The following is a 25,965-nucleotide window of genomic DNA, read 5'->3' on the forward strand; positions in this document are numbered from 1 at the left end:
TTATACTAGCTTGCTTTTTTCATTTTTGGTGAAGTTGACTTAATGGCAGTTTGACTATTGATCGCAAACAAGCACGCAGCAAGTAGAAGCATAGCACAAAAAATAATTGCCACTTGATATAATTGCTCATTTCCGATTGAGAACATGCTGATAATTAAAGAAATACTCACAATTCCCATTGCTGCACCCAAGCGGTTCTGCACATTAAATAATGTGGTTGCTTGTGACATCTTTTCTTTATTAATATGATGGAATGCCGTATACTGCATGGCAATCACGGCATGTCCTAACGTCAGTCCAATTCCAAATAAACAAATTTGTAAACCGATGATAGAACCAGTAGGGCCTATCCAACTGATGAGTAGGAAAAAGACACTGGATAATAAGAATCCATAAACAATCACACGATAAACGCCGAGAAGTTTTAATGTCAGGGGCATTACTCTTGATGCCACCATTAAACCAATCGCTTCAATAAAAATAGTTAATCCACTTTTTAATGGTGATGCACCAGTTGTATATTGATACATAATCGGGAACAAATACAAGAAACCTTGTAAGCCTGCCGCTCCAAGAAAAGAGAGCATGCTTATTCGTTTAAATGTCTTTTCCTCCAATAATTTTAAGTTCAATAATGGTTGATCTGCTTTTAATGCATGAAAAACATATGTAACAATCATTATTAGCCCAATCATCCCAAAAACGATTATTGGCAGACTCATTCCTGCTGTTAGTCGATTCAACGTATACATAAATAATGGAAAACCAATCACCATTAATAATAAGCCTTTCACATCTAGCTTTTTACCCATATACTCATGTTTTTCCTGTAAAAATAGTGCACCGATTATAACGATGAACAAGCCAATCGGAATATTAATTAAGAAGATCCACTGCCATGGTAAATAAGTAACGATTAACCCACCAATTATCGGACCAAGGGCAGGTGCTATAGCAATTGGAATGACGAAAGACCGCGACAGTTTCGGACGTTCTTCAATGGAAAACGTCCGAAAGATCATCGCCATGCCTATAGGGGCAAACAAGCCGCCTCCTAATCCTTGCAGAAACCGGGCTATGTTTAACATCGATACTGAATCTGCTAAAGCACACATATAAGAAGCAAATGTAAAAACGAGTGAGCTAACCATAAACATCTTTTTACTTCCAAAACGATCACCTAAATACCCTGCACAAGGTAAAATCATGCTAACCCCAACAAGATACCAGACAGTCAATCCACTTAACTGAGCGGATGTTACTCCCAGTTCAGCAGCAATCGAAGGAAGGGCAACATAGACGATTGTTCCGTCTAATGCCGCCATAAACATAGCTAGTATATACACTGTACATAATGCTCTTCTTTGGTATTTAACTTTTCTATCCATTGTCATTACAGTGATAGACTTTCCTTCTCTTTTTCATTTGGAAGTAGACTTTCCCAATGCTCTTCAATATATTGATGGCAGCTTGAAAGGGTAGTTTCCCCCCAAACCACTTGCCAGCCTGTAGGCACATCAATATAACTTGGCCATAATGAATACTGCCCTACATTATTCATTAAAACAAAATACAAAGAATCTTTTTGATCAAATGGGTTACTCATGTTTGTAGACTCCCTTCTAAATGCTTGTTTTCAATTAAACACTTTAACTCTCTTGCGATTCCTTCGCCTATTTCTGCTAAAGGTTCTGGTTGACACATATCTTTATGACGGCAAGCAATATCATATTGTCGCATCCTGCCATGAACATATGGTAACCATCTCGCTGGATCATCATTTTTAAACCACTCTGGAACAATTGTTGACTTGAAGAAAATCATATCTCCCTCATATACTTCTGGGTCATATTCTGACATGATACGAACGGAATTTTGATAGGTTTCTTTAAGATTTTCGATTGTTTCTTCATCCAATGATGCAAGTACACTCCCCTTTTCCTGAAGTAATTCTTTAACCGATTGTATTGTTAATTGATCGCCTTTCACTTCTTGAGGATCATAGCCCCCAAGTGCTAGCATCGCAATTAACGCATCATCTTCTGCTTCTTCTTCATTCATAGAAATGAAATGACCTGGATAGGAATCCATCATGACTAAAAACTCAATTTTCTCGCCCTGCTTTTGTAATTCAACTGCCATTGCATGAACAACGTTGCCTCCTAACGACCAGCCAAGTAAGCGATACGGACCTTTTGGTTGAACAGAACGAATCTCTTGGATATAATCCTTCGCCATTTCAACTAAACTTGTAGGTTTATTTTTCTTCTCTTTAATCCCTTTTGCTTGTAGGCCATAGATAGGAAAACGACTATCTAGTTTCGACATCAATCCAGCATAGCACCAGCTTAAACCACCTGCTGGATGCACACAGAATAATGGCGTCTCACTTCCTGTTTTTCGTAAACCCAATAATGACTGTAATGAAGCGCCTTCTTCTGCATCACCTTCAATCACTTTTGCGAGTTGCGCTGCAGTTGGTGCTTCAAATAACACACCAATGCCTAACTCTTTGCCGAATGTTGATTCTATTTTTTTCATTAATTGAACAGCTAATAACGAATGCCCTCCTAAATCAAAGAAACTATCATCAATACTTACTTCAGTTAAATGTAGGGTTTCTGCAAATAACTGCGTAAGTATTTCTTCTTGTGGAGTTCTAGGTAGATGCCTATCTCCCTGCATTGTCTCCATCTCTGGTTTCGGGAGAGCTTTCATATCTAATTTCCCGTGGTTCGTTAATGGAATATCATCTGTTCTAACGAAGTGATTCGGAACCATATATTTAGGCAATCTCGTTTGTAAAAATTGTCTCAGTTCTTTGTAATCAATCTCATTGTGAGAGATGAAATAGCTAACCAATTGCTTATCACCATGCATCGTTAGTACTGTTGTTACAGCTTGTTTAATTGCAGGATACTGAAGAAGTGCTGCATTCACTTCACCTAACTCGATGCGGAAACCACGAATTTTCACTTGATGATCAGAGCGACCAATATAGTCAAGTGAACCATCTTCTGTCCATTTTGCTAAATCTCCCGTTTTGTACATTCGACTTCCTGCTGATCCATATGGATTAGCGACAAATCTCTCCGCTGTCAGTGCTGGTTGATTTAAATAACCATGAGCGAGTCCATCCCCACTAACATACATTTCTCCTATTACACCTTTAGGAACAGGTTGAAGGTAATCATCTAATATATACACACCTAAATCAGGGATACCTTCACCAATTAAACTACTAGCAGATTGTCGAATTATGTCTTTCGTTAGTTCTAAGTAACTGACGTGAACGGTTGTTTCTGTGATACCGTACATGTTAATAAGCTTTGTTTTTGACATTGCATGCAGGTTATACCAACTTTCCAATCTTGGTAGTTCCAACGCCTCTCCACCAAAAATGATATATCTGATTCGCAACATATCCGATAAATCAATTCTTTCTTTTTCAGCTTCCATTAATTGATAGAATGCAGATGGTGTTTGATTTAATACAGTCACTCGTTCTTTAACTAATAATTGTAGAAAAGCTTGTGGGTTTCTAGTCGTCTCGTATGGGACAATAACTAGTTTTCCACCATATAATAATGCACCCCATATCTCCCAAACAGAGAAATCAAAAGCATATGAATGGAAAAGTGTCCAAACATCATCATGATCAAAAGAAAACCATCGATTCGTTGAGGCAAACAGTCGTACCACATTGCTATGTGGAACTAGCACACCCTTTGGCTTACCGGTAGAACCTGATGTATAAATAATATAAGCTGGTGAACTAGGATATATCTCATTCCCCTCAACTTCTTCTAAGTTAGAAGAATCATACAATGTCAATGTTTGGTGTAATTGTAGATCAAACACAATTTGATTCCCGTGTTCTACCTGTTTTTTATCAGTAATCATCATAACCGCACCAGCATCACGATGGATATATTGTTTGCGATCTTCGGGGTAATCCGGATCTATTGGTACGTAGGCTGCACCGGCTTTCAATACCGCTAAAATACTTGTAATTAACTCCAAGGAGCGTGGTAATGAAATGGTGATAAAATCATTTGCTTTTACACCCTTATCTATTAACAATCTAGCAAGCTGATTTGCCTTTTCATTTAGTTGTTGGTAACTGATTGATGTCTCATCATATGTTACCGCTATTTCATTACGGTATTGTTCTACCATTTGTTCAAAGTTATGAACGATATGTTCTTGTTTCGTCGTTACTTTCTTCGATTGTAGATGTAATAACTCATTTTTTTCTGTGTCTATTAGAATTGGTAACTTTCCAACAGATTGATTCGGCGTAGCAATGATTGAACTTAAGAGAGTCAACCATTGTTGCAATAATTGTTGGATTTGTTCATGCTTATAAAGGTCTTTTCTATATTCAATCGCACCTTCCAATGTATCTTGATTAGATCCTTGCCAAAATTCAAAAGTTAAATCAAATTTCGCTGTGTTCGTACCGTTAATTTGAATTTCTGCATCCACTCCCTCCACTTTAAATGACGGTTGTGGTGTGTTTTGCATAATAATCATTGATTGGAATAATGGATGAACTTTATTAGAACGGGTTGGGTTAATCGCCTCTACCACTCTATCAAACGGTGTGTCTTGCTGATCATAAATACTCATATTTTGTTTCTTCACGCGATGTAGTAACTGTAAAAATGATGGATTGCCTGAAACATCTGTACGTAGAACAATTGTATTAACAAAGAAGCCAACGATTGCTTGTAATGACGGCTCATTCCTCCCAGCTACTGGTGTACCAAATGCGATATCATCACCAGCGCCTAAACGATGATACAGTGTTGCTAATGCTGATTGTAGAACCATAAACAACGTAACATCTTCATCTTTTGCTAACTGATTGAGTTGTCGATAAAGGTTTTTGTCCATCTCAAAAGTCAATCGTCCACCTTCAACCATTCTTTTTTCTGGTCTTTCAACCCCAAGTGGTAGTGGGATGGCCTCAGGTATGTGGGCTAATTGTTTTTTCCAAAAGGCAAGCTTTTCCTCCATATCATCCACTAACATTTCCTGTTGCCAGAAGGCATAATCACCATACTGAATAGGTAATGAAGATAAAACTGGCTGATCACCCTTAACAAAGGCCTCATAAGCAGTTGATACATCTTCCATAAATGGTGCAATCGACCACCCATCAGCGAATAGATGGTGATAAACAATACATAATATATTCTCTTTTTCATTTATTCTAAATAGATAGCTATGCCAACCTAATTCATTTTCCCAATCGATTGGCATTTTGATCGCTTCATCAATCTCATGATTGAGCTCATTTCGATTAATCGTTTTTTCATAGTATTTCAATGTTGCTTCATCAACTGATAATACCCTTTGATATACTTCACCATCTTTTGTTTCTATGACAGTTCTCAACGCTTCATGCTTTTTCATTACCTCAACTAAAGATTCGTATAAAGCGTCCTTTCGGAGTGTGCCTTTCAACTTGACTACTACAGGAATATAATAAGTAGAACCTACATTTTCTGTTTGTTCGATAAACCATAATCTTTTTTGTTCATGACTCATTGGAGCATACTGATCTCTCTTATGTGGCTTTAACTTTCTACCTTCAAACTTGTTGTCTGATTGTTCTTTCACTTGTTCAACAATAAATTGGATTGTTGGGTTTTGATAAAATGCTGAGAATGATAAACTTAGACCGAATTCCTCACGAAGCTTACCCAGTAATTGGGAAGCAAGTAATGAATGACCGCCAAGAGCAAAGAACGAATCGGTTTCGCGTATTTCATTCAACATTAATATTTGGCGGAAAATATTATAAACATCCTTCTGCAAAGGAGTCCAACATTCGTCATCTGTATAGCTTGCGTTACTTTCCAGCGGATTAGGTAATTCACGCAAATTTAACTTTCCATTAAGCGTCAATGGGAAAGCGTCCAAATACATAAAGAAACTAGGAATCATATAATCTGGCAAAAACTCACGTAAGTATGAATTGAAATCTTCACTTGTTTTCTTCACGTTCTCTGCCGCTATTATATAAGCCGTAATACGTTGATCTCCCGGTTGATCTTCTCTTACAATCACTTTACAGCTTTTCACATTAGGGTGTGCTAACAAGTGATGCTCAATCTCGCCTAATTCCATCCGATGTCCACGGACTTTTACTTGATCATCACTTCGTTTCACATAATGAAGTTTTCCAGATAAATCTCTTATGCCAATATCACCTGTTCGATACATTCTTTGGCCGTTTTCAGTAAATGGATTAGCCACAAACCTTGAGGAGGTGAGCGCTGGCTTACGATAGTAACCGTATGTAACAGCCTCTCCCGCAATATAGATTTCACCTGGTCTACCCGGAGCAACTAGTTGCAGGTTTTCATCCAAAATGTAAATTTCTGTGCCTGAAAGGGCGTCTCCCAGTGGTGGTGAAGTAAAACCATCAACTGACGTTAATACATAATGTGTAGACCAAATTGTCGTTTCAGTTGGACCGTAAACATGATGTACTTCTTGACATAACGTTTGCATTTGCTTAGCTGTATGTGAAGGAAGTTTTTCTCCCCCAACTAATACTTTGACATCCTGTAATTCTTCTGTTATAAATGGCAGGATCATTTGCCAATGTGTCGGTGTTGCTTGAACCGCACTAATGTGCTTTTCCTTTAATTCTTTTACAATATTTGGCGGATCAGAAATGACTGCATTCTTAGCGATCACACATGTGCCCCCAACCGTGATGGGTAAAATCAATTCTAATATAGAAATATCAAACGAAATCGTCGTTAAAGCATAAAAGCGATCCATATGGTTTAACTGTAAATGCTTATTCATTGCCGATAAGAAATAAGAAAGTGACTTTGCAGGTACGAGAACACCTTTTGGATTACCAGTTGAACCTGAAGTATAAATCATATACGCTGGATCTCCACTATTTACGGGAGGTAGCAAAGTTTCACTCTTATCCTTAAAAACATCGATGGTCATAAGATATGGTTGGAAACTTTTTGGTAGTTTCTGCTTCCCTTCAGTATCAGTAAGAATTAGTTGTGTTTGACTATCTTTTAACATATAGTTGAGTCTACTCTCAGGATAATCGATATCAATTGGCACATAGGCACCGCCAGCTTTCCAAACAGCCAATATGGCAACCAAAATATTGGCAGAACGGCTTACAGCTATCCCCGCAATAAAGGGATAATGGTACCCCGTGCTAATCATTTCTTTTGCTAATGCTGAAGTCATCTTATCTAGCTGTTCATATGTCCATATTTCCCCACTATATTCTAATGCCGGATGCTGAGGATATTTCTTTACCATTTCCTTGAATTGAATAAGCGGATGAACGCTTTCAGCTGTCTCACACCCTAAATCTTTTCGCATCAATGCGTTTTCTTCATCTAATAATAAATTAATCTTCCAAATAGGTTGCCCGCCATCAATACTTGGTAACCTCTTTAGCCAATGGATTATTCTACTTGCATGTTGCTCTACTTCCAATTGCTGAAACTTCGTACCATTTGCTTCAATATCTACTCTTAGACTGCCATCTCTATCTTGCTCAAACATATTCATATTCATTAAATCAATCGGACCTGTGGCTAATTTATAAGTAGTGGCAGCGACATCGCCAAAAATCGGTTGATACGTAAACGGCATAATATTTACTTGAAAAGAGTTCAAAAAACTGCTCTGGCCAATAGTTCCTAAATCTCTTTGTAATTGTTCTTGACGATAATGTTGATGTTTACTATTCTCTCTCGTTTCATTTACAACTTCTTTCACCAGACTCATAAAAGTCGAATCATTAGAAAATGATAGCAGTAATGGTAGAATATTCATTGTTGTTGCTGGAATATTCATCGCAACTGTTGAACGATTCATCATCGGTAATGTTAATAAACTCTTGCGATCCCCCGTTATCTTATATTGATAAACCCCCATAGCTGCAATCACGAGATGTGGCCACGCGATTTTCCATTCTTTTGCCTTGTTTTTTATCTTTTGAAACTCTGTGGCTGTTAATTTTTCAGCAATTTTTATCGTAGATGTTGCCTCAGAAGATTGAAGCTCATTCTGAGACAATGAAACGTCGTGTGTGACTCCTTTATATTTTTCCTTCCAATATTTTTGATCTTCCATATATAACGAAGATTCTTTATACTTGTTCTCTTCTTCAATTAATAGTGACAATGGTTTAAAAGCAGGTTCTGGCTCAAACTTTTCTTTTAGATATGCTGAATAAGTACTTGCCACTTTGTTTGTTATCAATGAAAATCCTAATGCATCACAAGCAATATGATGTATTTTCTGATACCAAAGATATTCATCACTTGCTATTTTAAAGAGAATTTGCTTATATATCGGACCTTTTTTCAAATCAATTGACAGGGATAAGTCATCATTCATGAGATCAATAGCTGTTTGCTTAGGGGTCTTCATTAGACTCACATCGATATATTGAACAGGCACTTCATTCGGTTTTTGAAGAACTTGATATAATTTTCCATTCTCTTCAAAAAAGGTAATGTGGAGGCTGTCTGCTTCTTGAACAGTACTCTTAATACTTTCTATTAATAACGACACGTTTATTCGCCCGTTTATTTCAACATATTCGCCAGTATTATAAGCTGTCTTTCTTTCATCTAATTCATGGGCGTACCAAATACCTGCTTGGGCATCTGTTGCTTGCAGTTTGGTTGCTTCACTGATCATTACATGCTCCTCCTTTTAAGAATAGACTTCGTCTGTTTGTGGAAACATTTCATACCAAGCTTGTAGGGTTGGATTTGATGCCATTTTCATAAAGTTTACATCTGCTCCTTCAGCTCGCCATTCTTCTACTAACGTCATCATCCTAATGGAGTCTAACCCTAAGCTCACTAAGTCATCATCATCCTTGATTTCATTAGGGGAGATATCTAGTATCTCTGCTACTTTTGCCTTTATTTCACTGTGCGCACGATTAGATGCGTTTTTTCCTGATAAATCATGAAGTAGTGCTTCTGTTAATAAAACCTTCCCACATCTAGTTGCTGTATAATTTAATGCCTGTACATGTTCCTCATAAGAGAAATCAGCTACTGCATCGGCAATTAGAAATGGTTGGATATCATACATAAATGCTTCCATTGCCGTAGCTAAACAACCTATATGTGCATACACACCACATATAATAAGTTGATCACGACCATCTTCTTTCATACGATCAAGTAAATTTGATTTCTTAAAAGCACTATATCTCCATTTTGTTTGAATCGTATCATTGTCTGTTGGTGCCAACTCAGGTACAATACCTGTTTGCGCTTCATCTTCGGTTAGTCCTGGCCCCCAAAAATCGGTTAATAAGGCACGGTCTTCATCTTTTTGATTACCTGGTTGTGCCGTATAGACAATTGGTATATTTTTACTTTGACAATAAGCTTTTACATGAGCAATCTTTTCAATTACTCCCTCAATCAATTGAGAACCATTCTCATAATAGTTGATAAAATAATTTTGCATATCATGAATTAGCAGTACTGCGCGCTTATTATCAAGCTGCCAATCTACTTTATTTTTTGGTAAACTATTTGCCTCAGGTAATGGATAGGTTTTGATTTTTGGTATTGACATAGGGAATCTCTCCTTTTATATTTTAGTAGCTAATTTTTCTTGGATGATTTCTCTTAAGCTTTTTTTACTTACTTTTCCAAGTGGTGTTTGTGGAAACTCATGTACAAATTCAAAACGGTCAGGTATCTTAAATGCGGCAATTCCTTTTAATTGTAGAAACGACTTCAAAGCTTGACCTGTCAGCTGTTCGTTTTGCGAGATAATAAATGCACAAGATCTTTCACCAAGGAATGCATCTGGCATACTGACAATTGCTGCATCTAATACATCTTCATGTGAGAGCAAATAATTCTCAACCTCTTCAGCAGCAATCTTTTCTCCACCACGATTAATTTGGTCCTTATCTCTTCCTTCTACGATTAAATAACCATCTTCCGTTTGTTTAACAATATCTCCTGTCCGATAAAAGCCATCATGAGTAAATGCTTTTTCGTTATGAGTCTCTGCATTGTAATAGGCAATTATCGTGTAAGGTCCTCTTACTTGTAAATGGCCCGTATCACCAACGGCAATAGACTGATCCTCTTCATCTACAATACGAATCTCATCAAATTCAGACATTGGTCTCCCTTGTGTATAAACGATTTTCTCATCTGTATCATCTAATCTCGTATAATTAACCAATCCTTCAGCCATGCCAAAAACTTGTTGTAGTGAACAGCCAAAGCTAGGTCCCACTTTTTTCGCTACTTCAGCACTACATTTTGCCCCACCTACTTGAATCACCTCTAAGCTAGTAAGATCATAACCTCTTGACTTCTTTGCCTCAATCCAAATAATTGCTAGCGGAGGAACGAGTGATGTAAAGTTGACTTTTTCTTTTTCGATTAATGAAAATGCCGTATCTGGACTAGGATCGGGACTTAAAATGATGCACCCACCAGCATATAAGACACCAAAAACACCAGGTGAACTCATCGTGAAGTTATGTGCTACTGGTAATACAGCTAGATATTTCGTCCTTTCACTTAATTCACAGATTTCTACACTTTTTCGAATACTATATAAATACTCATCATGTGTTCTCGGAATTAACTTAGGCAACCCAGTACTTCCACCAGATAATTGGAAAAATGCTAAGTCGCTACCCGAAATATTTGGTAGATTCACAGATTCTTCAGACATTAGTGCTTCAACGTTTAAAAACTCCTGCTCATCTCCTGCGACAATAATATGTTGTAATGTATTGACTTTTCCTTTCACTTCTCTGGCCATCTTCACATAATCATGTCTATCAAAAACATCAGGTATCACATAAGCAACGGCTTTTGTATGTTCACAAAAGTAAGTAATTTCTGTTTGTCGATGCAATGGCAAAGAGAAAATAGGGAGAGCCCCCATACGGAATAGCGCAAAACAAACTTCAAAAAAGGTAATGGTATTGGTAAGTTGCAATACTACTCGATCTTGCTTCTTTATCCCAAGATGGATGAATCCATGGGCTAAGCGATTGGCTCTATCATTTAACTCTTCATACGTAACTTTACGATTTCCTTCAATCAGTGCAATGGATGTCGGTGTTAATGTTGCCATCCTTTCTAATACTTCACCAAAAGTTTCACCAGTCCAGCATCCATTTGAGCGATATTTTGTTGCCAATTCATCTGGCCAAGGTGTATATCCTTGTAACATTTACAACTCTCCTTTATGAATTATTCAATACCTAATGCACTTAACATCGTTTTTAATTTTGCGGCCGTTTCATCACATTCTTCTTGTGGTACTGACTGAGCGACAATTCCTGCTCCAGCAAATAACTTCATTTTTCGTTGACTCAGTTCTGCACATCTAATCGAAATCGCCCACTCTCCATCACCGTTCCTTTTACTATAACCAATCATCCCTGTGAAATAATGACGATTATATGGCTCGAGTTCATTCAACAATTGAAAAGCTTCAACTGCTGGAGTACCACAAATAGCTGGTGTCGGGTGAATACTCTCGGCTAATTGAACAGATGAAACGCCTTCGTCATACAACTCCCCTTCTATTTTTGTTGAAAGATGCCACATCGTTTTTGTAGAAATAACAGAAGGTCGAGCGGGAACAGTTAGTGTTCGACAATATGGCTTAAGATTTCTTTCAATCGCTTCAACGACAAGGCGATGTTCATATAAATCTTTTTCAGAGCAACTTAATTCTTGGGCCATTCTTTTATCATCCTCTTCGTTCGCCATCCTCGGTCTTGAACCTGCTAAAGGATTGGTAATCACTTTTCCTCCCTCTTTTTTAATCAGCAATTCCGGGCTAGATCCTATCAACGTATTTTTTTCATCTGATAAATGAACCGCAAAATTAAATTTATCTTCATTATCTGCTAATAAATTCTGTAAAACATAACGAATATTCACGTTTTTACTAAACTCAATTTGCATTAAACGGCCTAAAACAACCTTTTTAAGCTCTGCATTTTTTATTCTCGCTACAGCCTTTTCGACCATCATCATATATTCCTGTGGTTGTGGATGAAAATTCACCTTATTAGGTAATGGGAGTCGATTTCCTTCTTGATATCTTGTACTAGTCAACGATTTCTCCAACATCACTTCTTTAGGGATGAATAAGGTTGCCACACCCTTTTGATCGAAAGGAAAAGCTGCTATCATCAGATCATGATGTCCATATGTCCGGGGACACTTCTGCCAAAGTAAATCCACCCGTTCACTAAAGGATTTTCCTTCCTGTTCTTCCGTATGTAATTCAACTTCCTTTCCCTTTGCTAAAATATGTTTTGTGGGAAAACCAAGGAAACTATCGCCATTATTATATAAATCCGCCATTTTATTGACGCTTTTTTCTTGTAATATCGCCATTAATATTCACCTCTTTTTTCGTCATTGTGCACCTAAGCTCGCTCCACCATCTATCACAATATTATTCATAGTGATATGACTTGCCTGATCTGAAACGAGGTAAAGAATCGAATCAACAATATTTTCCGGAGTGGCAATCCTTTGTAATGGAATACCTACGCGATATTCTTCTTGAACACCCTTAATTCCTTGCTCAATAGCACCGTCCTTCCAGAAGTCTCTTTGCATATCTGTGTCAGTGGCACCTGGCGAAACAATATTGCAACGTATATTGTATTTTGCAAGCTCTAACCCTAAACATCTTGTAAACATGAGAGAAGCAGCTTTTGATGCACAATACGCTGACATAGATGTTCTCGGTACAGATGCTGCGTTTGAACTAACTGTAACAATTGCCCCAGATTGTTTGGCAATCATCACTTTACTCACTTCTTGGGATAGATAAAATACTCCATTTGTATTAATAGAAAAAGTATGTTCCCATTCATCCATTGTCATAGATTGAATCGGATTTACTGATATCACTCCAGCAACATTGACAAGAATATCAATCGTTTTATATTTTTCTATTACTAGTTGTATCGTATCTGTTACATGTGCTTTATTTGATACATCACAGATGTAGCCTTCAAATGTTTGATCCCGGTTTGATAACTCTTCCGATAGTTGTTTTAGTTTTTCTGCTTCGATATCTAACCCAACCACTTGGCAACCTTCAAAACAGAGACGCTTGACTAAAGCGGCACCCATTCCTTTTGCTGCACCTGAGATGACTGCAACTTTTCCTTTAAGCATCAGAACACCCTTTCTCAACAGATAATCATTCTCAATTAAAATTAAAAAAGAAAGCGTTCATTTCTTTCTTAGATTGTTAGAAAAAAAATCCGCTTGTAATGATAATGATTCTCATTATCACATCACAATATTAACAATAGTATAGATTCCTAATATTCGTCAAGGAGGAAAAAAATTCTATTTCGGTGAAAACGAATGGTTTTTTATCGGATTGATTTGTTTTTAATGGAAAATTAAGGATTGAATAACGATCGATTGAACCAAAAAATTTTATAAATGTAGGAAAAGTTATTTAAATATCTATAGTAAAAAATACAGGTGCTTTTTTGGAAATTCATTCATTTTTCTTTTAAAAAAACTTTATTTTCTATTAAACTCCAGATAAAAAAGAAACGAACTCTAAGTGAATGTCACTGTTAAGTTCGTTTCTTTGTTCATTCTTTTATTTTACAAGTTCCAATACAGCCTCTAACATTACATTGACACCTGCTGCACAATCGTTATATGGAGTAAATTCATCTTCGCTATGGCTTTTTCCATTTATACTAGGTACAAATAACATAGCAGTAGGAATCATACTTGCGATAAACTGAGCATCATGCCCTGCACCACTGGCCATTTTTTTATATGGTAATCTCTGTTCTTTTGTCACACTTTCTAGTAATTGAACCATTTCATTATCAAAATGGACGGTCGAGCGATCCCAGAGTTTTTCAATGGATACAGTACATCCTTCACTATTTACGGTTTCTTGTACTTTTTTTATTTTTTCTTCTACAATTGCCATTACTTCAGGTTCCTTATGCCTTGCTTCTATAGTAAAGATTACTTCATTTGGAATAACCGTATGAACATTAGGAGAAACATCTAGTCTTCCCATAGTAAATACGAGGTCATCTGGTAAACTACTTAATTCATTTCTAATATCTTGAATAAAGTTATTGGTTGTAAATAGTGCATCTTTACGTAAATGCATAGGCGTCGTGCCCGCATGATTAGAGTCACCTACGATTTTAATTTCATAACAGACCATCCCTACTACACAGTCAACTACACCAATCTTCAACTCTTCATGCTGAAGAACCGGCCCTTGTTCAATATGTAGCTCTAAAAAGGCATACGCTTCTTTTAATCTATTGGCTTCAGAGCCATTGAAACCGATCTTCGCCAACTCTTCTTTAAAGACCTTGCCATCAGCATCTTTTTTGTTCAGCATCTTTTCACTATCGAACTTTCCACTTAAAACTCCGGAGGACATCATTGAAGGTTCAAATCTAGCACCTTCTTCATTCGTAAAATTAACTAACATAATAGGAATCTTAGGTGTAATATTATTGTCAACAAGTGTTCTCACAATTTCTAAACCTGTAATTACCCCTAAAACACCGTCGAAACGACCTCCGCATTTTACTGAATCAAGGTGGGAACCGATGACCACCGGTGGACGCTCTTCTAAACCTGGTAAGAGAGCATACATATTACCCATATCATCAGTTTTTACTTCCATTTTCAGTGCTTCACAGCAGGTTTTAAAATATTCTCGTGCTAAACGATCTTCTTCTGATAGAGCTAATCTTGTTACACCATTATTCTCTGTCCTACCAAAATTCGCGAAATGTTCAATCGTTTCTGTTAATCTCTCACTATTAATCCTTACTTTTTGTTTCTCCAAAATGTCATCTCCTTCAACTACTTATTTACGATTAATTAAATGGACAGAAAAATACTTGCGTGCATCAGCTGTTAATATGTGTAACGTTTCAGAGTAAATCGTTGAACCTGTAATTCTCTCAAACTCCACAAAGGCACCACTTAAATTCTCTGTAATGCTTTTAATTGTATAACCGTTATTTAACAGGACATCAATGCTTGTTTTTTCTTTCATATATTCAATGTGCTCAGACATTTGACCATCTCCTTTATTGGACTTTTTCTTTGACTTTAGTATTTACTATTTCCTGTTCATCAATAGATAAAACCCAATCTCTTCCGACTGTAATTCCCAAGTATTTCTCATCACTAGGATCATTCATTTCGCTTTGCTTGTATTTTTTAAACCACCAGTACTTCGCTAAAACATAATAGAGAACGGCTCCAACGACAAAACCTACAATGGAAGAGTAAGTAGACAATAGATTTGCACATATCCCCCCGACAATCCAAGCAATTAGTCCAGCACCATTAAAACCTGCAAAATATTTGAATTGCCCTTCATTCTCATATAATGCTGGCACATTTACTCTTCTTTTTCTTAATAAATAATAATCAGCAAATAATATACCAACGATAGATGTTAGGATTCCCCCAATGACTAATAGCGCTTGATTAAGCACATCAAACAAGCTCCATGGCTGCGCAAGAGTACCAATGATTCCTGCAAAAATGACCCCTACCCAAAAAGGTACTTTCGGCCCGCCTACATTAGAGAAAACAGTTGCTGCTGGTATAATGTTGGCCGAAGTATTTGTAGACCACTGTGCTAAAACAATCATTAATAGAAGAATGCCTAAAATAAAACCACTAGCTGATTCTTGTAATGCCACAATTGGATCTGATGTGCTAACTGCCATATATGATACAGCGCCAATCGCAATCATGAATGTATTCACAATTGGCATCACGATGATATTACCAATTAACTGAGATTTATTGCGTTTAAACCAATTCCTCTCATTTCTTGGGGCTTTAAAGAATCTTGATAAGCTTGGCATATCTGCTGCAAGGGTAGCCCAAAAGCCCATATTTGCCATAATAACAACCATAAAAGCTGTAAAAGCAGTTACACCTGTCGCAGGATTTTCCACCCAGGTCCAGACATCTTTACCTTGGCTTGTTGCATTATCTGATAATGTAATATACATCCAACATGAGATTATAATAATAATAGGGGCAGCTAAATCAGCAAACCTTTCAATCGATTTAATCCCTAATGCTGTATTGACTAATTGTGCAGCAGCAAAAAGAATAAAACATACGAACCACTGATCAAAGCCAAAAAGAAGATTAAGTATCCCGTTTATAGCGGAAGCACCAAAATAAGTGTTTATGCCAAACCAACATGAAGCAGTTATCCCCCTAACAACCGAAGGAATATGTGTGCCAATTGTTCCAAACGGCGCCCGCATGTATACAGGAAAAGAAAGTCCATGTTCCACACCAATATCACCAATTAAGGACATCAATATCCCAATGACCACTGAGCCGATAATGGTTGCTAACAGAACCATAGGAAGCGATAAATGAACAATTCCGCCACCACCAATAGCAAATGCTGCTAGCACAATCGCCATACCAATCCAAATAACTGCAAAACCAAAGGTACCAATTTTCCTTTCCTTATAACCAATTGGCATTAGGTCCGGTGATTTTAAATAATTATCTTTCTTCTCCAATATGGACACCCCCTTAATATGAACAACACATTTAGTAAAGTTCTTGAAGTTGGATACCCTGCTGAAATCATTTCAGCAGGGCGCAATAAAAGTTAAATCATTGTTGGTAGTTTTTCTAATGTTTCTCCGTATTTAGCACGCTTAATAAATTTACCCTGACCTGCTTCTCCTACAAATTGTTTATCTTTGATGATAAAGTTACCCCTAGATAACACTGAAATAGGTTCTCCTGTAATTTTCATGCCTTCAAAAGGATTGTAGTCAACTGCCATATGATGCGTTTTAGCCGACAACGTCCTTTCGACATTGCCATCATAGATAACAAGATCAGCATCAGCGCCAACAGCTATCGTACCCTTTTTCGGATATAATCCAAACAATTTAGCTGCACGGGTTGAAGTAATCTCTACGAATTGATTAAGCGATAATCTCCCTTTTTTCACACCTTCTGAAAATAAAATACTTACGCGATCTTCAATTAATGGACCACCATTTGGAATCTTAGAAAAATCACCTTTTCCTAAGTCTTTCTGACCAACAAAATCAAAAGAACATTGATCAGATCCGAGCGTTTGTAATTGACCTGTCTTTAACGCATTCCATAAATGATCTTGATTCCATTTTTCTCTTAATGGCGGTGACCAAACATATTTAGCTCCTTCAAAATCTGGTTTCTCCAAATAGGTTTGATCCAAGACCAAATATTGCGGACAGGTTTCACCCCAGATATCAATACCTTGACTTCTAGCTTCAGCTATTTTTTTAGCCGCATCTGCACACGATACATGCACGACATATAATTGGGATCCAGCAAGTCCGGTAAGTGTTGCAGCTCTACCTGTTGCTTCTGCCTCTGCTTCAGGGGGACGAGTTAAAGCATGATAAATAGGGTCAGTATTTCCTTTTGCTAATGCGTCTTTTACTAAATAATCAATCACATCACCATTTTCAGCATGCACCATGACAAGTGCCCCAAGTTCTTTAGCGGCAAGTAAAGTTTTATATAGGGTCTCATCATCTGCTTGGAATTGATTTTTATAAGCCATAAATACTTTTAATGAAGTTATGCCTTCTTCCTCAACCATTTTCGGTATCTCTGCTAATACAGCGTCACTGCTCTCAACAATTTGCAAGTGAAAACCATAGTCAATGACCGCTTTATTTTTTGATTTTTGATGCCAAGTTTCAACCGCGCTACTGAGTGATTTCCCTTTTGTCGTTAAACAAAAATCAACAATCGTAGTTGTTCCACCAAATGCGGCAGCTTTTGTACCCGTTTCAAAATCATCTTTAGTGACCGTTCCACCAAAAGGCATGTCTAAGTGAGTATGGGGGTCAATCGCACCTGGGAAGACATAATGTCCTTTTGCATCAACGACTTCCGCACCACTCTCTTGAATATTCTCTCCGATTTGCATAATTGTTTCATCTTCAATTAGGATATCTGCTTTGTAAGTATCTGTTGCTGTAACAATTACTCCATTTTTTATGATTTTTTTCATAAGTAACCACCCTTTCTCACTCTTTTACTTCGCTGTACTATTTGCAACATAGCTTATATTTGCAATGGCTTCTTGCCTTTCATTCCAAGTCATAGGTGGTAGTTCATTTCGTTTTTCGACCATATCGATTGCTCCATCTACAGGACAAACAATCGAACATAAATTACAACCGACGCAATCTTCTTCGCGAACTTGGAGATAAGGCTTACCATCAGTTCCGGTCAGCATATCAATACATTGATGGGAGGTATCTTCACAGGCAATATGGCATTTATTACAATTAATACAAACATCATTATTAATGTGTGCGACAATTTGATAGTTTAGATCTAAATCGCCCCAATCAGAATATCTCGGTACAGACTTACCGATGATTTCATTTACCGAAGCGATCCCTTTACGATCTAAATAATAACTCAGGCCATCAATCATATCTTCTACGATGCGGAAGCCATGATGCATGGCCGCTGTACAAACTTGTACGCTTGTTGAACCCATGAGCATAAACTCCACAGCATCTTGCCAATTAGATATCCCACCAATTCCTGAGATTGGCACACCAATTCTACTATTACGGGCACATTCTCCAACCATATTTAGAGCAATTGGTTTCACTGCAGGTCCGCAATAGCCACCGTGGGCACCCTTCCCTCCAACATGCGGAATGGTATTCCACGTTTCAATATCTACACCTGCTAAACTATTAATCGTGTTAATCATACTAATTGCATCTGCTCCACCATTAACCGCCGCCTCAGCTGTTGCAGTTATATCGGTGATATTTGGTGTTAGTTTCACGATTACCGGTGTCTTCGCTACTTCTTTTACCCAATAAGTTTGTTGCTCAACAAGTGCTGGTACTTGACCTGAGGCTGCTCCCATTCCTCTTTCAGCCATCCCATGCGGACAACCGAAATTTAATTCAAGTCCATCGACACCCACTTCTTCCACCTTCTTGACAATTTCATGCCATTTTTCTTGTTTCGGTTCGACCATCAACGAAGCAATAATTGCATGATTAGGATATTTCTTTTTTGTTTCATAGATTTCTCTCAGATTTACTTCCAACGGTCGATCAGTAATTAACTCAATATTATTAAACCCTGCTACTTTTTGACCATTAAAACTCACTGCTGCAAAACGTGAAGAAACATTTAAAATGGGGTCACCTAATGTTTTCCAAACTGCACCTCCCCACCCAGCTTCAAAGGCGCGCTGTACTTGATAACCTGAATTGGTTGGCGGAGCTGAAGCTAACCAAAATGGATTTAGGGATTTAATTCCAGCTATATTTGTACTTAAATCTGCCATTATTTCACCTCCAAGATATTTAAGCAGTTTCTATCGTTTCTTTTAATAGAGAGCGGTGGATGCTTATAGCACTCGCTTTTCCTTGTTGTGCAGCAGACACAACCATTGCTTCACCTTGTCCTTTACCAAATATACAATCTCCACAGGCAAATACCTTACTGTTAGATGTTTGAAAGCTTTCACTATCTATTGTCACAACACCACCATCGTGACTAATTTCAAATTGTTCTATTAAATCAATATAACGACTTTGTCCGATCGCTTTAATCACTGCATCTACTTCAATCGTAAATTCAGAATTAGTTAAGGGTACAGGACGTCTCCTTCCATCTTCACCAGGTTCCGATAAAGTCATCTTGACACATTTAATACCTGTAACTTTCCCTTCCTCATCTCCTAAAATTTCAACCGGAGCTGTTAACCATCGAAATTCGACACCATCCTGCTTTGCAAATTCATATTCAAAATCATAAGCAGTCATCTCAGCCAACGTTCTTCTATATAAAATTTTGACATTATCCGCTCCTAATCTAACTGAACAAGTTGCAGCATCGATAGCCGTATTACCAGCCCCGATTACTGCTACCTTTTTTTTGTATAAGTCATCATGAATTGGTGCTGTCTTTGTTTCTTTTACAAATTCAATCGCATCATGAACGCCATTTAAGTCTTCACCAAGAATGCCCAATTCTGGTACAGATGACATACCAATGGCTAAAACAACAGCATCATTTTGTTCCAGAATTTCTTTAGCAGAGATATCTACCCCTACCCTCGTATTTGTAACAATTTCTACATTCAATTTTTTTACTTGTTCTACTTCCCAAAAAGATATATTCTGCGGTAATCTAAATGAGACGATTCCGTAAGTATTTAATCCTCCCGCTTCACTTTCTGCTTCGTAAATCGTCACTTTATAACCCATTCTTGCTAATTCTCTGGCTGCTGATAAACCGGCAGGACCACTTCCTATAATAGCTACTTTCTTTCCATTTGGCTTTCCAGCATGAAACAGGGTCGCTTCATTCTTAATTGCCCAGTCCGTTGCATACCTTTGTAAATTTCCTATTAAAATAGGTTTAGTAGAATGATTGAGTACACATGCGCCTTCACAAAGTTCTTCTGTCGGGCAAACGCGCGCACAACTAGCTCCTACAGGATTAGCAGACATAATTGTTTTTGCAGATCCAAATAAATTATCTGTGGCAATTTTTTTAATAAAACTAGGGATATCAATTCCCGTTGGACACGCTTGAATACAAGGAGCATCATAACAATACAAACATCGATTGGCCTCATCCAGTGCATCATGCTTAGAAAAAGGCGGTTCTACTTCTTCAAAGTTCAGCTTTAGTGTTGCTAATGTCTCTTTTCGGTCGCTTTTCACTATAGAGTAACCTCCTTAAAAGATAGCATCTTTGAATGTTAGTTTTTCTAACATTAATTAAACTGAATTGTTAGAATCTTATAATCATTTTACTGTGTTCTAATCGATTAATCATTATACAATTCGTAAAATAGTTCACTAGTCTTGCTTGTCAAAATGTAAAAAGCAAAGGTTTGTAAGCGCTTCACTTAATACTTGTTCCAAATAGTTTTTTCTTTCTAATTTTCAAATGTTATTTATCCTTACATACCCTGTAAATATTATTGTTCTTTTCTATCCTTAAATGGCAAGCCGACGCAATTTATTATGTCTCACAAATAATAATTGAATAATGCTTGTTTTAAGATCTTGTAAGAAATAGAATCATAAACCTTAAATATTAATGTAAAGAATTATTAGGGAGAGCCTTTACAAGACCCTAGAGATGTTTTTTTAAGAGGATACGAGTGGAAAGGACTTTGCAATTCACTATAATGTTATTTCTATTTATTTTTTCTGTATGGAAAAACGAAAACAGTAGTGAGCTCATACAAAGCAAGTGTTTTTCAAAGATCATTTTTTACAGACTTCTTATGTTTATTAGGTATATACCTATTTCTTAATTATTGATCTACTTTAAATTAACACTGTTTTTCGTGACCTTGTTGTTTTTTACATAAATGAAAGAGAACCTCTCTCGTTGTTCCCTTTCTTACCAGACTTTTTCAAACTTTTATTGTTCCTTTGATCGTTTTAATACGTTCTTGCTCTTCTCCCTTATCTAAGTATTCGAAAAAACCAAGTCGATTTCCCCATGGGTCTGTGAAAGTTCCCCATTTCACTGGTACTTCAGGTCTTGAATGTATTTCAAACCTATTGATTTTTAAAACTTCTATAAGTCTGTCTCTTTCAGCCTCAATATTAGTAACTCCTAAACGCAGAGGTCCGTTACCCTCGGAAAGAGTTCCTTCTGCGACCTGCAACCAACATCCAGGAATGAGTTCCCACTCAGCGAACCCCTCATGTGGAGTAAAATCAGGCTTCTTATTAAGCAGTGTTTCATACCACTTTTGCCCTTCTTCAATATTGGCAACTCTAACTTGAGTAGTCATTTCAAAAATCATTTATATCCCTCCTAAATGTAAAATTAAATATAATACATCTTGTACTTTCCGTTATCACTATGAAAACGATTTTAACGTATAATAAGCTTATCAATTTCCTGGAAACAAGTCATTTCTAATAGCTTTAACAAGCACTAATTGTTCCTTTGAAAGTACATTTACCCCTTCTTACAAATTGAAATGCTTCCTTAACCACGATGAAGTTAACCCAAAATAATCGGAAACGGCGTAAATTAAAATAGACCCGAATAATCGATCGGGCCTAATGTTGAAAAAATTATTTCAAAGGAGATTATTGCATTACCTTACAGATATCATTTGTGAACGCTACCGGGTCTTCCACAGATAAGCCTTCAATAAGTAATGCTTGGTTATAAAGTAAATTGGTATATAAAGCTAATTTTTCATCATCATTATTATTAAATGCAGCTTGGATACTATTGAAGACAGAATGGTGGATATTCAGTTCAAGTACTTTATCTGCTTTGACATTTTGATTATCTGGCATCATACTTAATACTTTTTCCATTTCAATGGTTACTTCACCATCAGCTGATAAACAAACAGGATGAGATTTTAGTCGTTTGGATGCACGGACCTCTTTTACTTTACCAGTAAGTATTTCTGACATTTTCGTTAATATTTCTTTATTTTCTTTTACTTCATCTTCATTGTCTTCTTCTTTGCCTTCCGCATCAATTCCTAAATCTCCACTAGATACTGACTTAAACTCTTTTTCTTCATAATTAACAAGCATTTTAATTGCAAATTCATCAATATCCTCTGTAAAATAAAGAATTTCATATCCTTTATCGGCTACGATTTCTGTTTGTGGTAACTTGTCAATACGATCAATTGAATCACCTGTAGCATAATAAATATATTTTTGCTCTTCTGGCATTCTGCTTATATATTCATCTAATGTTACTAGTTTTTTCTCTTTGGACGAATAGAACAATAGTAAATCTTTTAATAAATCCTTATGTGTACCAAACTCATTGTACACACCAAACTTGATTTGGCGACCGAATGATTCATAGAACTTCTCATATTGTTCACGTTCATTTTTCAATAATGTTTTTAACTCGCTTTTAATTTTCTTATTAATATTTTTGGCAATCAATTTTAATTGACGGTCATGCTGGAGAATTTCTCTTGAAATATTTAAGGATAAATCTTCAGAATCGACCATCCCTTTAACAAAGCTGAAATGATCAGGTAATAAGTCTGGGCATTTCTCCATAATTAACACGCCATTTGAGTATAACTCTAACCCTTTTTGATATTCTTGAGAGTAATAATCAAATGGACGATTTTCTGGGATAAAAAGAATGGCATTATATCGGATGGATCCATCGACACTTACATGCACATGCTTTAATGGCTGATCAAACCCATACCGTTTCTCTTGATAGAAGTTTTGATAATCTTCATCCGTTAATTCATTTTTGTTCTTACGCCAAATTGGAACCATGCTATTAATGGTTTGTTCTTCTATGATCTCTTCAAATTCTTTGTCATTATCTTCTTTCGGTTTACTCGTTGTGACATCCATTTTGATTGGATAACGAATGAAATCAGAATATTTCTTAATAATTGATTTTAATTGATATTCATCAAGAAAATCATCAAAGTTCTCTTCTTCTTCATTTTCTTTTAATTTAAGTATGATGGTTGTACCTACTTGATCTTTCTTTGTTTCCACAATAGTATATCCATCGGCTCCTTGAGATTCCCAAAGATAAGCTTGGTCACTATGCAACGCCTTGGACAATACTTTTACCTCGTCTGCTACCATAAATGCTGCATAAAATCCGACACCGAACTGCCCGATAATATCATGACCATCTTTTGCTTCATTCTCTGATTTAAAAGCAAGGGAACCACTTTTAGCAATGACACCTAGATTATTTTCTAGTTCTTCTTTTGTCATTCCGATACCTGTATCAATAATGGTTAATGTGCGTGTTTCCTTATTAGGAATCACCTTTATGTAATAATCGTCTTGTTCGAAAACAAGTTGGTCGTCAGTCAACGCCTTATAATAAATCTTATCAATTGCATCACTTGCATTAGAAATTAATTCACGTAAAAACACTTCTTTTTGTGAATAAATAGAATGTACCATCATATCAAGCAATCGTTTCGATTCAGCTTGGAATTGAATTTTTTCTGCCATCTTCACAGTCTCTCCTTTATCATGAATTTTTCAAAGACTAAATTAGCACTCTATCTTATAGAGTGCTAATACTATTTTAATATCCTCTTTTTTCCCAGTCAATAGTTAATATTTATAAAGAACGCACCATTCCGCCATCTATTAAAATAGAAGAACCCGTTACGTAAGTATTAATATCTGAACATAGGAAAGTGACAAATTGAGCAAATTCTTCAGGCGTGCCATAACGACCTAACGGGATCGATTGTACTGATGCTTTTTGCACTTCTTCTTTCGAAATCCCCTTTCTATTAGCCGTTAATTGATCAAGATAGTCAATACGATCTGTTGCTATTCTACCTGGTGCAACCGTATTGATTAATATTTGATGCGGAGCCAATTCATCAGCAAGCGTTTTAGTCAAACCAACAATTCCTAAGCGAAATGTATTAGATAATAATAAACCTGGGATTGGTTGTTTAATAGATGTGGAAGCAATATTGATGATTTTCCCGCCATGTTTCTTCATTTCAGGCAATACACTTCGGATCGTTCGTACGTAGCTAAGTAAATTTAATTCGAACGAACGATACCAGTCATCATCCGATAAATCCTCAAATCCGCCACCAGGAGGTCCTCCAGCATTATTGATAAGGATATCAATGGTTCCATATGTAGCTTTTGTCTTTTGAACAAGTTCTGTAATATCTTCCTGTTTTGTAATATCACACGCTTGGTACTCCACTTCCATGAAACCACTTGATTTTAGCTCCTGTTGTACGACTTGTAGTTTACTTTCATCTCTACTCGAAATCATTACTTTGGCGCCTTCCTTAGCTAATTCAAGGGCAATCGCCTTTCCTAAACCTTGACTGGAAGCTAATACTAAAGCTACTTTACCTTTTATTTTTAAATCCATCGACTACTCCTCCTATTTCTTTCTATAAAATATATCAAACCGCTCCCATAAGTCTTCTAACTTCTCTAATCTTTCTTCTACAACTTCTGTCCGCTCTTTCCCTAAATAAACAATTAAAGCATTAATTAAACTAAGTGGTGCGGTAAAGGAGTCGATAAACGTTGGAAGCTTGCTAGAAGCAGTTAATACTACGTCTGCATATGGCACTAATGGTGACGTTAAATGATCAGTAATAGCAATCACTTTTGCTCCATGTTCTTTTGCATATTGCACTTGTTCAATTGTATTCATTGAATAACGAGCAAAGCTGATACCAATCACTACATCATGCTCATCCAACTTAAATAACTGTTCAGATACAGTGTCAGCAGCACCGATTAATTCACTATGTCCAAGGATGATATTTAAATAATATTGCAGAAATACACCTAATGACCGAGCACTACGATTGGCACTGATGTATATTCTTCTTCCCTCTAATATATATTGTGCTGCTCTCATAAATTGTTGTTCATCTAACTTTTCCATCGTCAATTGAATGTTAGCCATATCATCCTGGAACAGAGAGACAACCCCTTCTCTTTCGTGTTCATACACATCTGATGACATTCTCAATCTCTCTGTTGTAGTGAGTTGTTTTTGGATAGAGCTTTGCATATATTGCTGTAGATCAGAGTAACCAGTAAATCCAAGAAAAACGGCAAATCTAACAACAGTAGCTTCACTAACTTTCGTAGATTTGGCTAGTTTAGCGACAGTTAAGAATGGAATTTCATTTTTATGATCTAACATGTATGTAGCAATTTTCTTTTGAGATTTACTCATTATCGGATATTGATCCGTGATTAACTTTTCGATATTCTCCATTTTGTAAGTCATACCTTTTCTTCAAAATTAACAGATTTCTTTCTCATACATTTTATTATACGTGAAAAGCTTAAAAATTGATAATCTGTATAACCATTAATGAATTATT

Annotated in this window: 17 protein-coding genes; all 17 read right to left on the reverse strand. The window is 36.6% G+C overall.

Features of this window, described 5'->3' with window-relative positions:
- Nucleotides 1-5: 5 nt before the first annotated feature.
- The 17 genes from MKX67_RS13035 to MKX67_RS13115 all read right to left on the reverse strand — a co-directional run bounded on the left by MKX67_RS13035 (nucleotide 6) and on the right by MKX67_RS13115 (nucleotide 25,868).
- Entirely contained in the window at nucleotides 6-1,394 is a 1,389-nt protein-coding gene (locus MKX67_RS13035) for a DHA2 family efflux MFS transporter permease subunit (protein ID WP_095373064.1), read from the reverse strand.
- Nucleotides 1,394-1,606 carry an MbtH family protein gene (locus MKX67_RS13040; protein WP_095373063.1) on the reverse strand — a complete coding sequence of 71 codons (213 nt, stop codon included), beginning with the start codon at nucleotides 1,604-1,606 and terminating at the stop codon, nucleotides 1,394-1,396. Before MKX67_RS13040 ends, MKX67_RS13035 begins: the two co-directional genes overlap by 1 nt.
- Entirely contained in the window at nucleotides 1,603-8,709 is a 7,107-nt protein-coding gene (locus MKX67_RS13045) for an amino acid adenylation domain-containing protein (RefSeq protein WP_342488293.1), read from the reverse strand. Before MKX67_RS13045 ends, MKX67_RS13040 begins: the two co-directional genes overlap by 4 nt.
- Nucleotides 8,710-8,724: 15 nt before the next feature.
- Nucleotides 8,725-9,609 carry an isochorismatase gene (locus tag MKX67_RS13050; RefSeq protein ID WP_095373061.1) on the reverse strand — a complete coding sequence of 295 codons (885 nt, stop codon included), beginning with the start codon at nucleotides 9,607-9,609 and terminating at the stop codon, nucleotides 8,725-8,727.
- Nucleotides 9,610-9,624: 15 nt separating this feature from the next.
- Nucleotides 9,625-11,241, reverse strand: coding sequence for a (2,3-dihydroxybenzoyl)adenylate synthase (locus MKX67_RS13055; RefSeq protein WP_328197957.1), 1,617 nt, complete (start codon nucleotides 11,239-11,241; stop codon nucleotides 9,625-9,627).
- A 20-nt stretch (nucleotides 11,242-11,261) separates the two neighbouring features.
- The gene (locus MKX67_RS13060) at nucleotides 11,262-12,422 is read right to left on the reverse strand and encodes an isochorismate synthase (protein WP_342488294.1); all 1,161 of its coding nucleotides are present in this window, start codon (nucleotides 12,420-12,422) and stop codon (nucleotides 11,262-11,264) included.
- 21 nt (nucleotides 12,423-12,443) lie between these two features.
- On the reverse strand, nucleotides 12,444-13,217 hold the full coding sequence (locus MKX67_RS13065) for a 2,3-dihydro-2,3-dihydroxybenzoate dehydrogenase (RefSeq protein WP_095373058.1): 774 nt from the start codon (nucleotides 13,215-13,217) through the stop codon (nucleotides 12,444-12,446).
- A gap of 442 nt (nucleotides 13,218-13,659) precedes the next feature.
- On the reverse strand, nucleotides 13,660-14,889 hold the full coding sequence (locus MKX67_RS13070) for a Zn-dependent hydrolase (protein WP_322909465.1): 1,230 nt from the start codon (nucleotides 14,887-14,889) through the stop codon (nucleotides 13,660-13,662).
- Nucleotides 14,890-14,910: 21 nt separating this feature from the next.
- Nucleotides 14,911-15,123 (reverse strand): hypothetical protein, encoded by a 213-nt coding sequence (locus tag MKX67_RS13075; RefSeq protein WP_095373056.1) that lies wholly within the window; start codon nucleotides 15,121-15,123, stop codon nucleotides 14,911-14,913.
- A 13-nt stretch (nucleotides 15,124-15,136) separates the two neighbouring features.
- Complete coding sequence (locus MKX67_RS13080) at nucleotides 15,137-16,609, reverse strand: NCS1 family transporter (RefSeq protein WP_180316961.1); 1,473 nt, start codon at nucleotides 16,607-16,609, stop codon at nucleotides 15,137-15,139.
- Nucleotides 16,610-16,701: 92 nt separating this feature from the next.
- Entirely contained in the window at nucleotides 16,702-18,111 is a 1,410-nt protein-coding gene (gene hydA, locus MKX67_RS13085) for a dihydropyrimidinase (protein ID WP_307313519.1), read from the reverse strand.
- 24 nt (nucleotides 18,112-18,135) lie between these two features.
- The gene (gene preA / locus MKX67_RS13090; RefSeq protein ID WP_342488296.1) at nucleotides 18,136-19,422 is read right to left on the reverse strand and encodes an NAD-dependent dihydropyrimidine dehydrogenase subunit PreA; all 1,287 of its coding nucleotides are present in this window, start codon (nucleotides 19,420-19,422) and stop codon (nucleotides 18,136-18,138) included.
- A 19-nt stretch (nucleotides 19,423-19,441) separates the two neighbouring features.
- Nucleotides 19,442-20,809: an NAD(P)-dependent oxidoreductase gene (locus MKX67_RS13095; protein WP_307313514.1), complete on the reverse strand. Its 1,368-nt coding sequence runs from the start codon at nucleotides 20,807-20,809 to the stop codon at nucleotides 19,442-19,444.
- A gap of 704 nt (nucleotides 20,810-21,513) precedes the next feature.
- Nucleotides 21,514-21,912, reverse strand: coding sequence for a VOC family protein (locus MKX67_RS13100; protein ID WP_095373052.1), 399 nt, complete (start codon nucleotides 21,910-21,912; stop codon nucleotides 21,514-21,516).
- 292 nt (nucleotides 21,913-22,204) lie between these two features.
- Nucleotides 22,205-24,091: a molecular chaperone HtpG gene (htpG, locus tag MKX67_RS13105; RefSeq protein ID WP_342488297.1), complete on the reverse strand. Its 1,887-nt coding sequence runs from the start codon at nucleotides 24,089-24,091 to the stop codon at nucleotides 22,205-22,207.
- A gap of 112 nt (nucleotides 24,092-24,203) precedes the next feature.
- On the reverse strand, nucleotides 24,204-24,989 hold the full coding sequence (locus tag MKX67_RS13110) for an SDR family oxidoreductase (RefSeq protein WP_095373050.1): 786 nt from the start codon (nucleotides 24,987-24,989) through the stop codon (nucleotides 24,204-24,206).
- Between the two features lie 12 nt (nucleotides 24,990-25,001).
- Nucleotides 25,002-25,868, reverse strand: coding sequence for a MurR/RpiR family transcriptional regulator (locus MKX67_RS13115; protein WP_233435235.1), 867 nt, complete (start codon nucleotides 25,866-25,868; stop codon nucleotides 25,002-25,004).
- Nucleotides 25,869-25,965 lie beyond the last annotated feature (97 nt).

The organism is Cytobacillus sp. FSL W7-1323 (genome assembly GCF_038595015.1).
Classification (GTDB): Bacteria; Bacillota; Bacilli; order Bacillales; family Cytobacillaceae; genus Cytobacillus; species Cytobacillus kochii.

What these genes read in the sequence shown, in the direction of transcription:
- MKX67_RS13055 (WP_328197957.1), bottom strand. Translation starts at nt 11,241, where the DNA reads ATGTTACAAGGATATACACCTTGGCCAGATGAATTGGCAACAAAATAT.
- MKX67_RS13035 (WP_095373064.1), bottom strand. Translation starts at nt 1,394, where the DNA reads ATGACAATGGATAGAAAAGTTAAATACCAAAGAAGAGCATTATGTACA.
- MKX67_RS13050 (WP_095373061.1), bottom strand. Translation starts at nt 9,609, where the DNA reads ATGTCAATACCAAAAATCAAAACCTATCCATTACCTGAGGCAAATAGT.
- MKX67_RS13065 (WP_095373058.1), bottom strand. Translation starts at nt 13,217, where the DNA reads ATGCTTAAAGGAAAAGTTGCAGTCATCTCAGGTGCAGCAAAAGGAATG.
- MKX67_RS13040 (WP_095373063.1), bottom strand. Translation starts at nt 1,606, where the DNA reads ATGAGTAACCCATTTGATCAAAAAGATTCTTTGTATTTTGTTTTAATG.
- htpG (WP_342488297.1), bottom strand. Translation starts at nt 24,091, where the DNA reads ATGGCAGAAAAAATTCAATTCCAAGCTGAATCGAAACGATTGCTTGAT.
- MKX67_RS13100 (WP_095373052.1), bottom strand. Translation starts at nt 21,912, where the DNA reads ATGATTTTTGAAATGACTACTCAAGTTAGAGTTGCCAATATTGAAGAA.
- hydA (WP_307313519.1), bottom strand. Translation starts at nt 18,111, where the DNA reads ATGAAAAAAATCATAAAAAATGGAGTAATTGTTACAGCAACAGATACT.
- MKX67_RS13115 (WP_233435235.1), bottom strand. Translation starts at nt 25,868, where the DNA reads ATGACTTACAAAATGGAGAATATCGAAAAGTTAATCACGGATCAATAT.
- preA (WP_342488296.1), bottom strand. Translation starts at nt 19,422, where the DNA reads ATGGCAGATTTAAGTACAAATATAGCTGGAATTAAATCCCTAAATCCA.
- MKX67_RS13075 (WP_095373056.1), bottom strand. Translation starts at nt 15,123, where the DNA reads ATGTCTGAGCACATTGAATATATGAAAGAAAAAACAAGCATTGATGTC.
- MKX67_RS13060 (WP_342488294.1), bottom strand. Translation starts at nt 12,422, where the DNA reads ATGGCGATATTACAAGAAAAAAGCGTCAATAAAATGGCGGATTTATAT.
- MKX67_RS13045 (WP_342488293.1), bottom strand. Translation starts at nt 8,709, where the DNA reads ATGATCAGTGAAGCAACCAAACTGCAAGCAACAGATGCCCAAGCAGGT.
- MKX67_RS13110 (WP_095373050.1), bottom strand. Translation starts at nt 24,989, where the DNA reads ATGGATTTAAAAATAAAAGGTAAAGTAGCTTTAGTATTAGCTTCCAGT.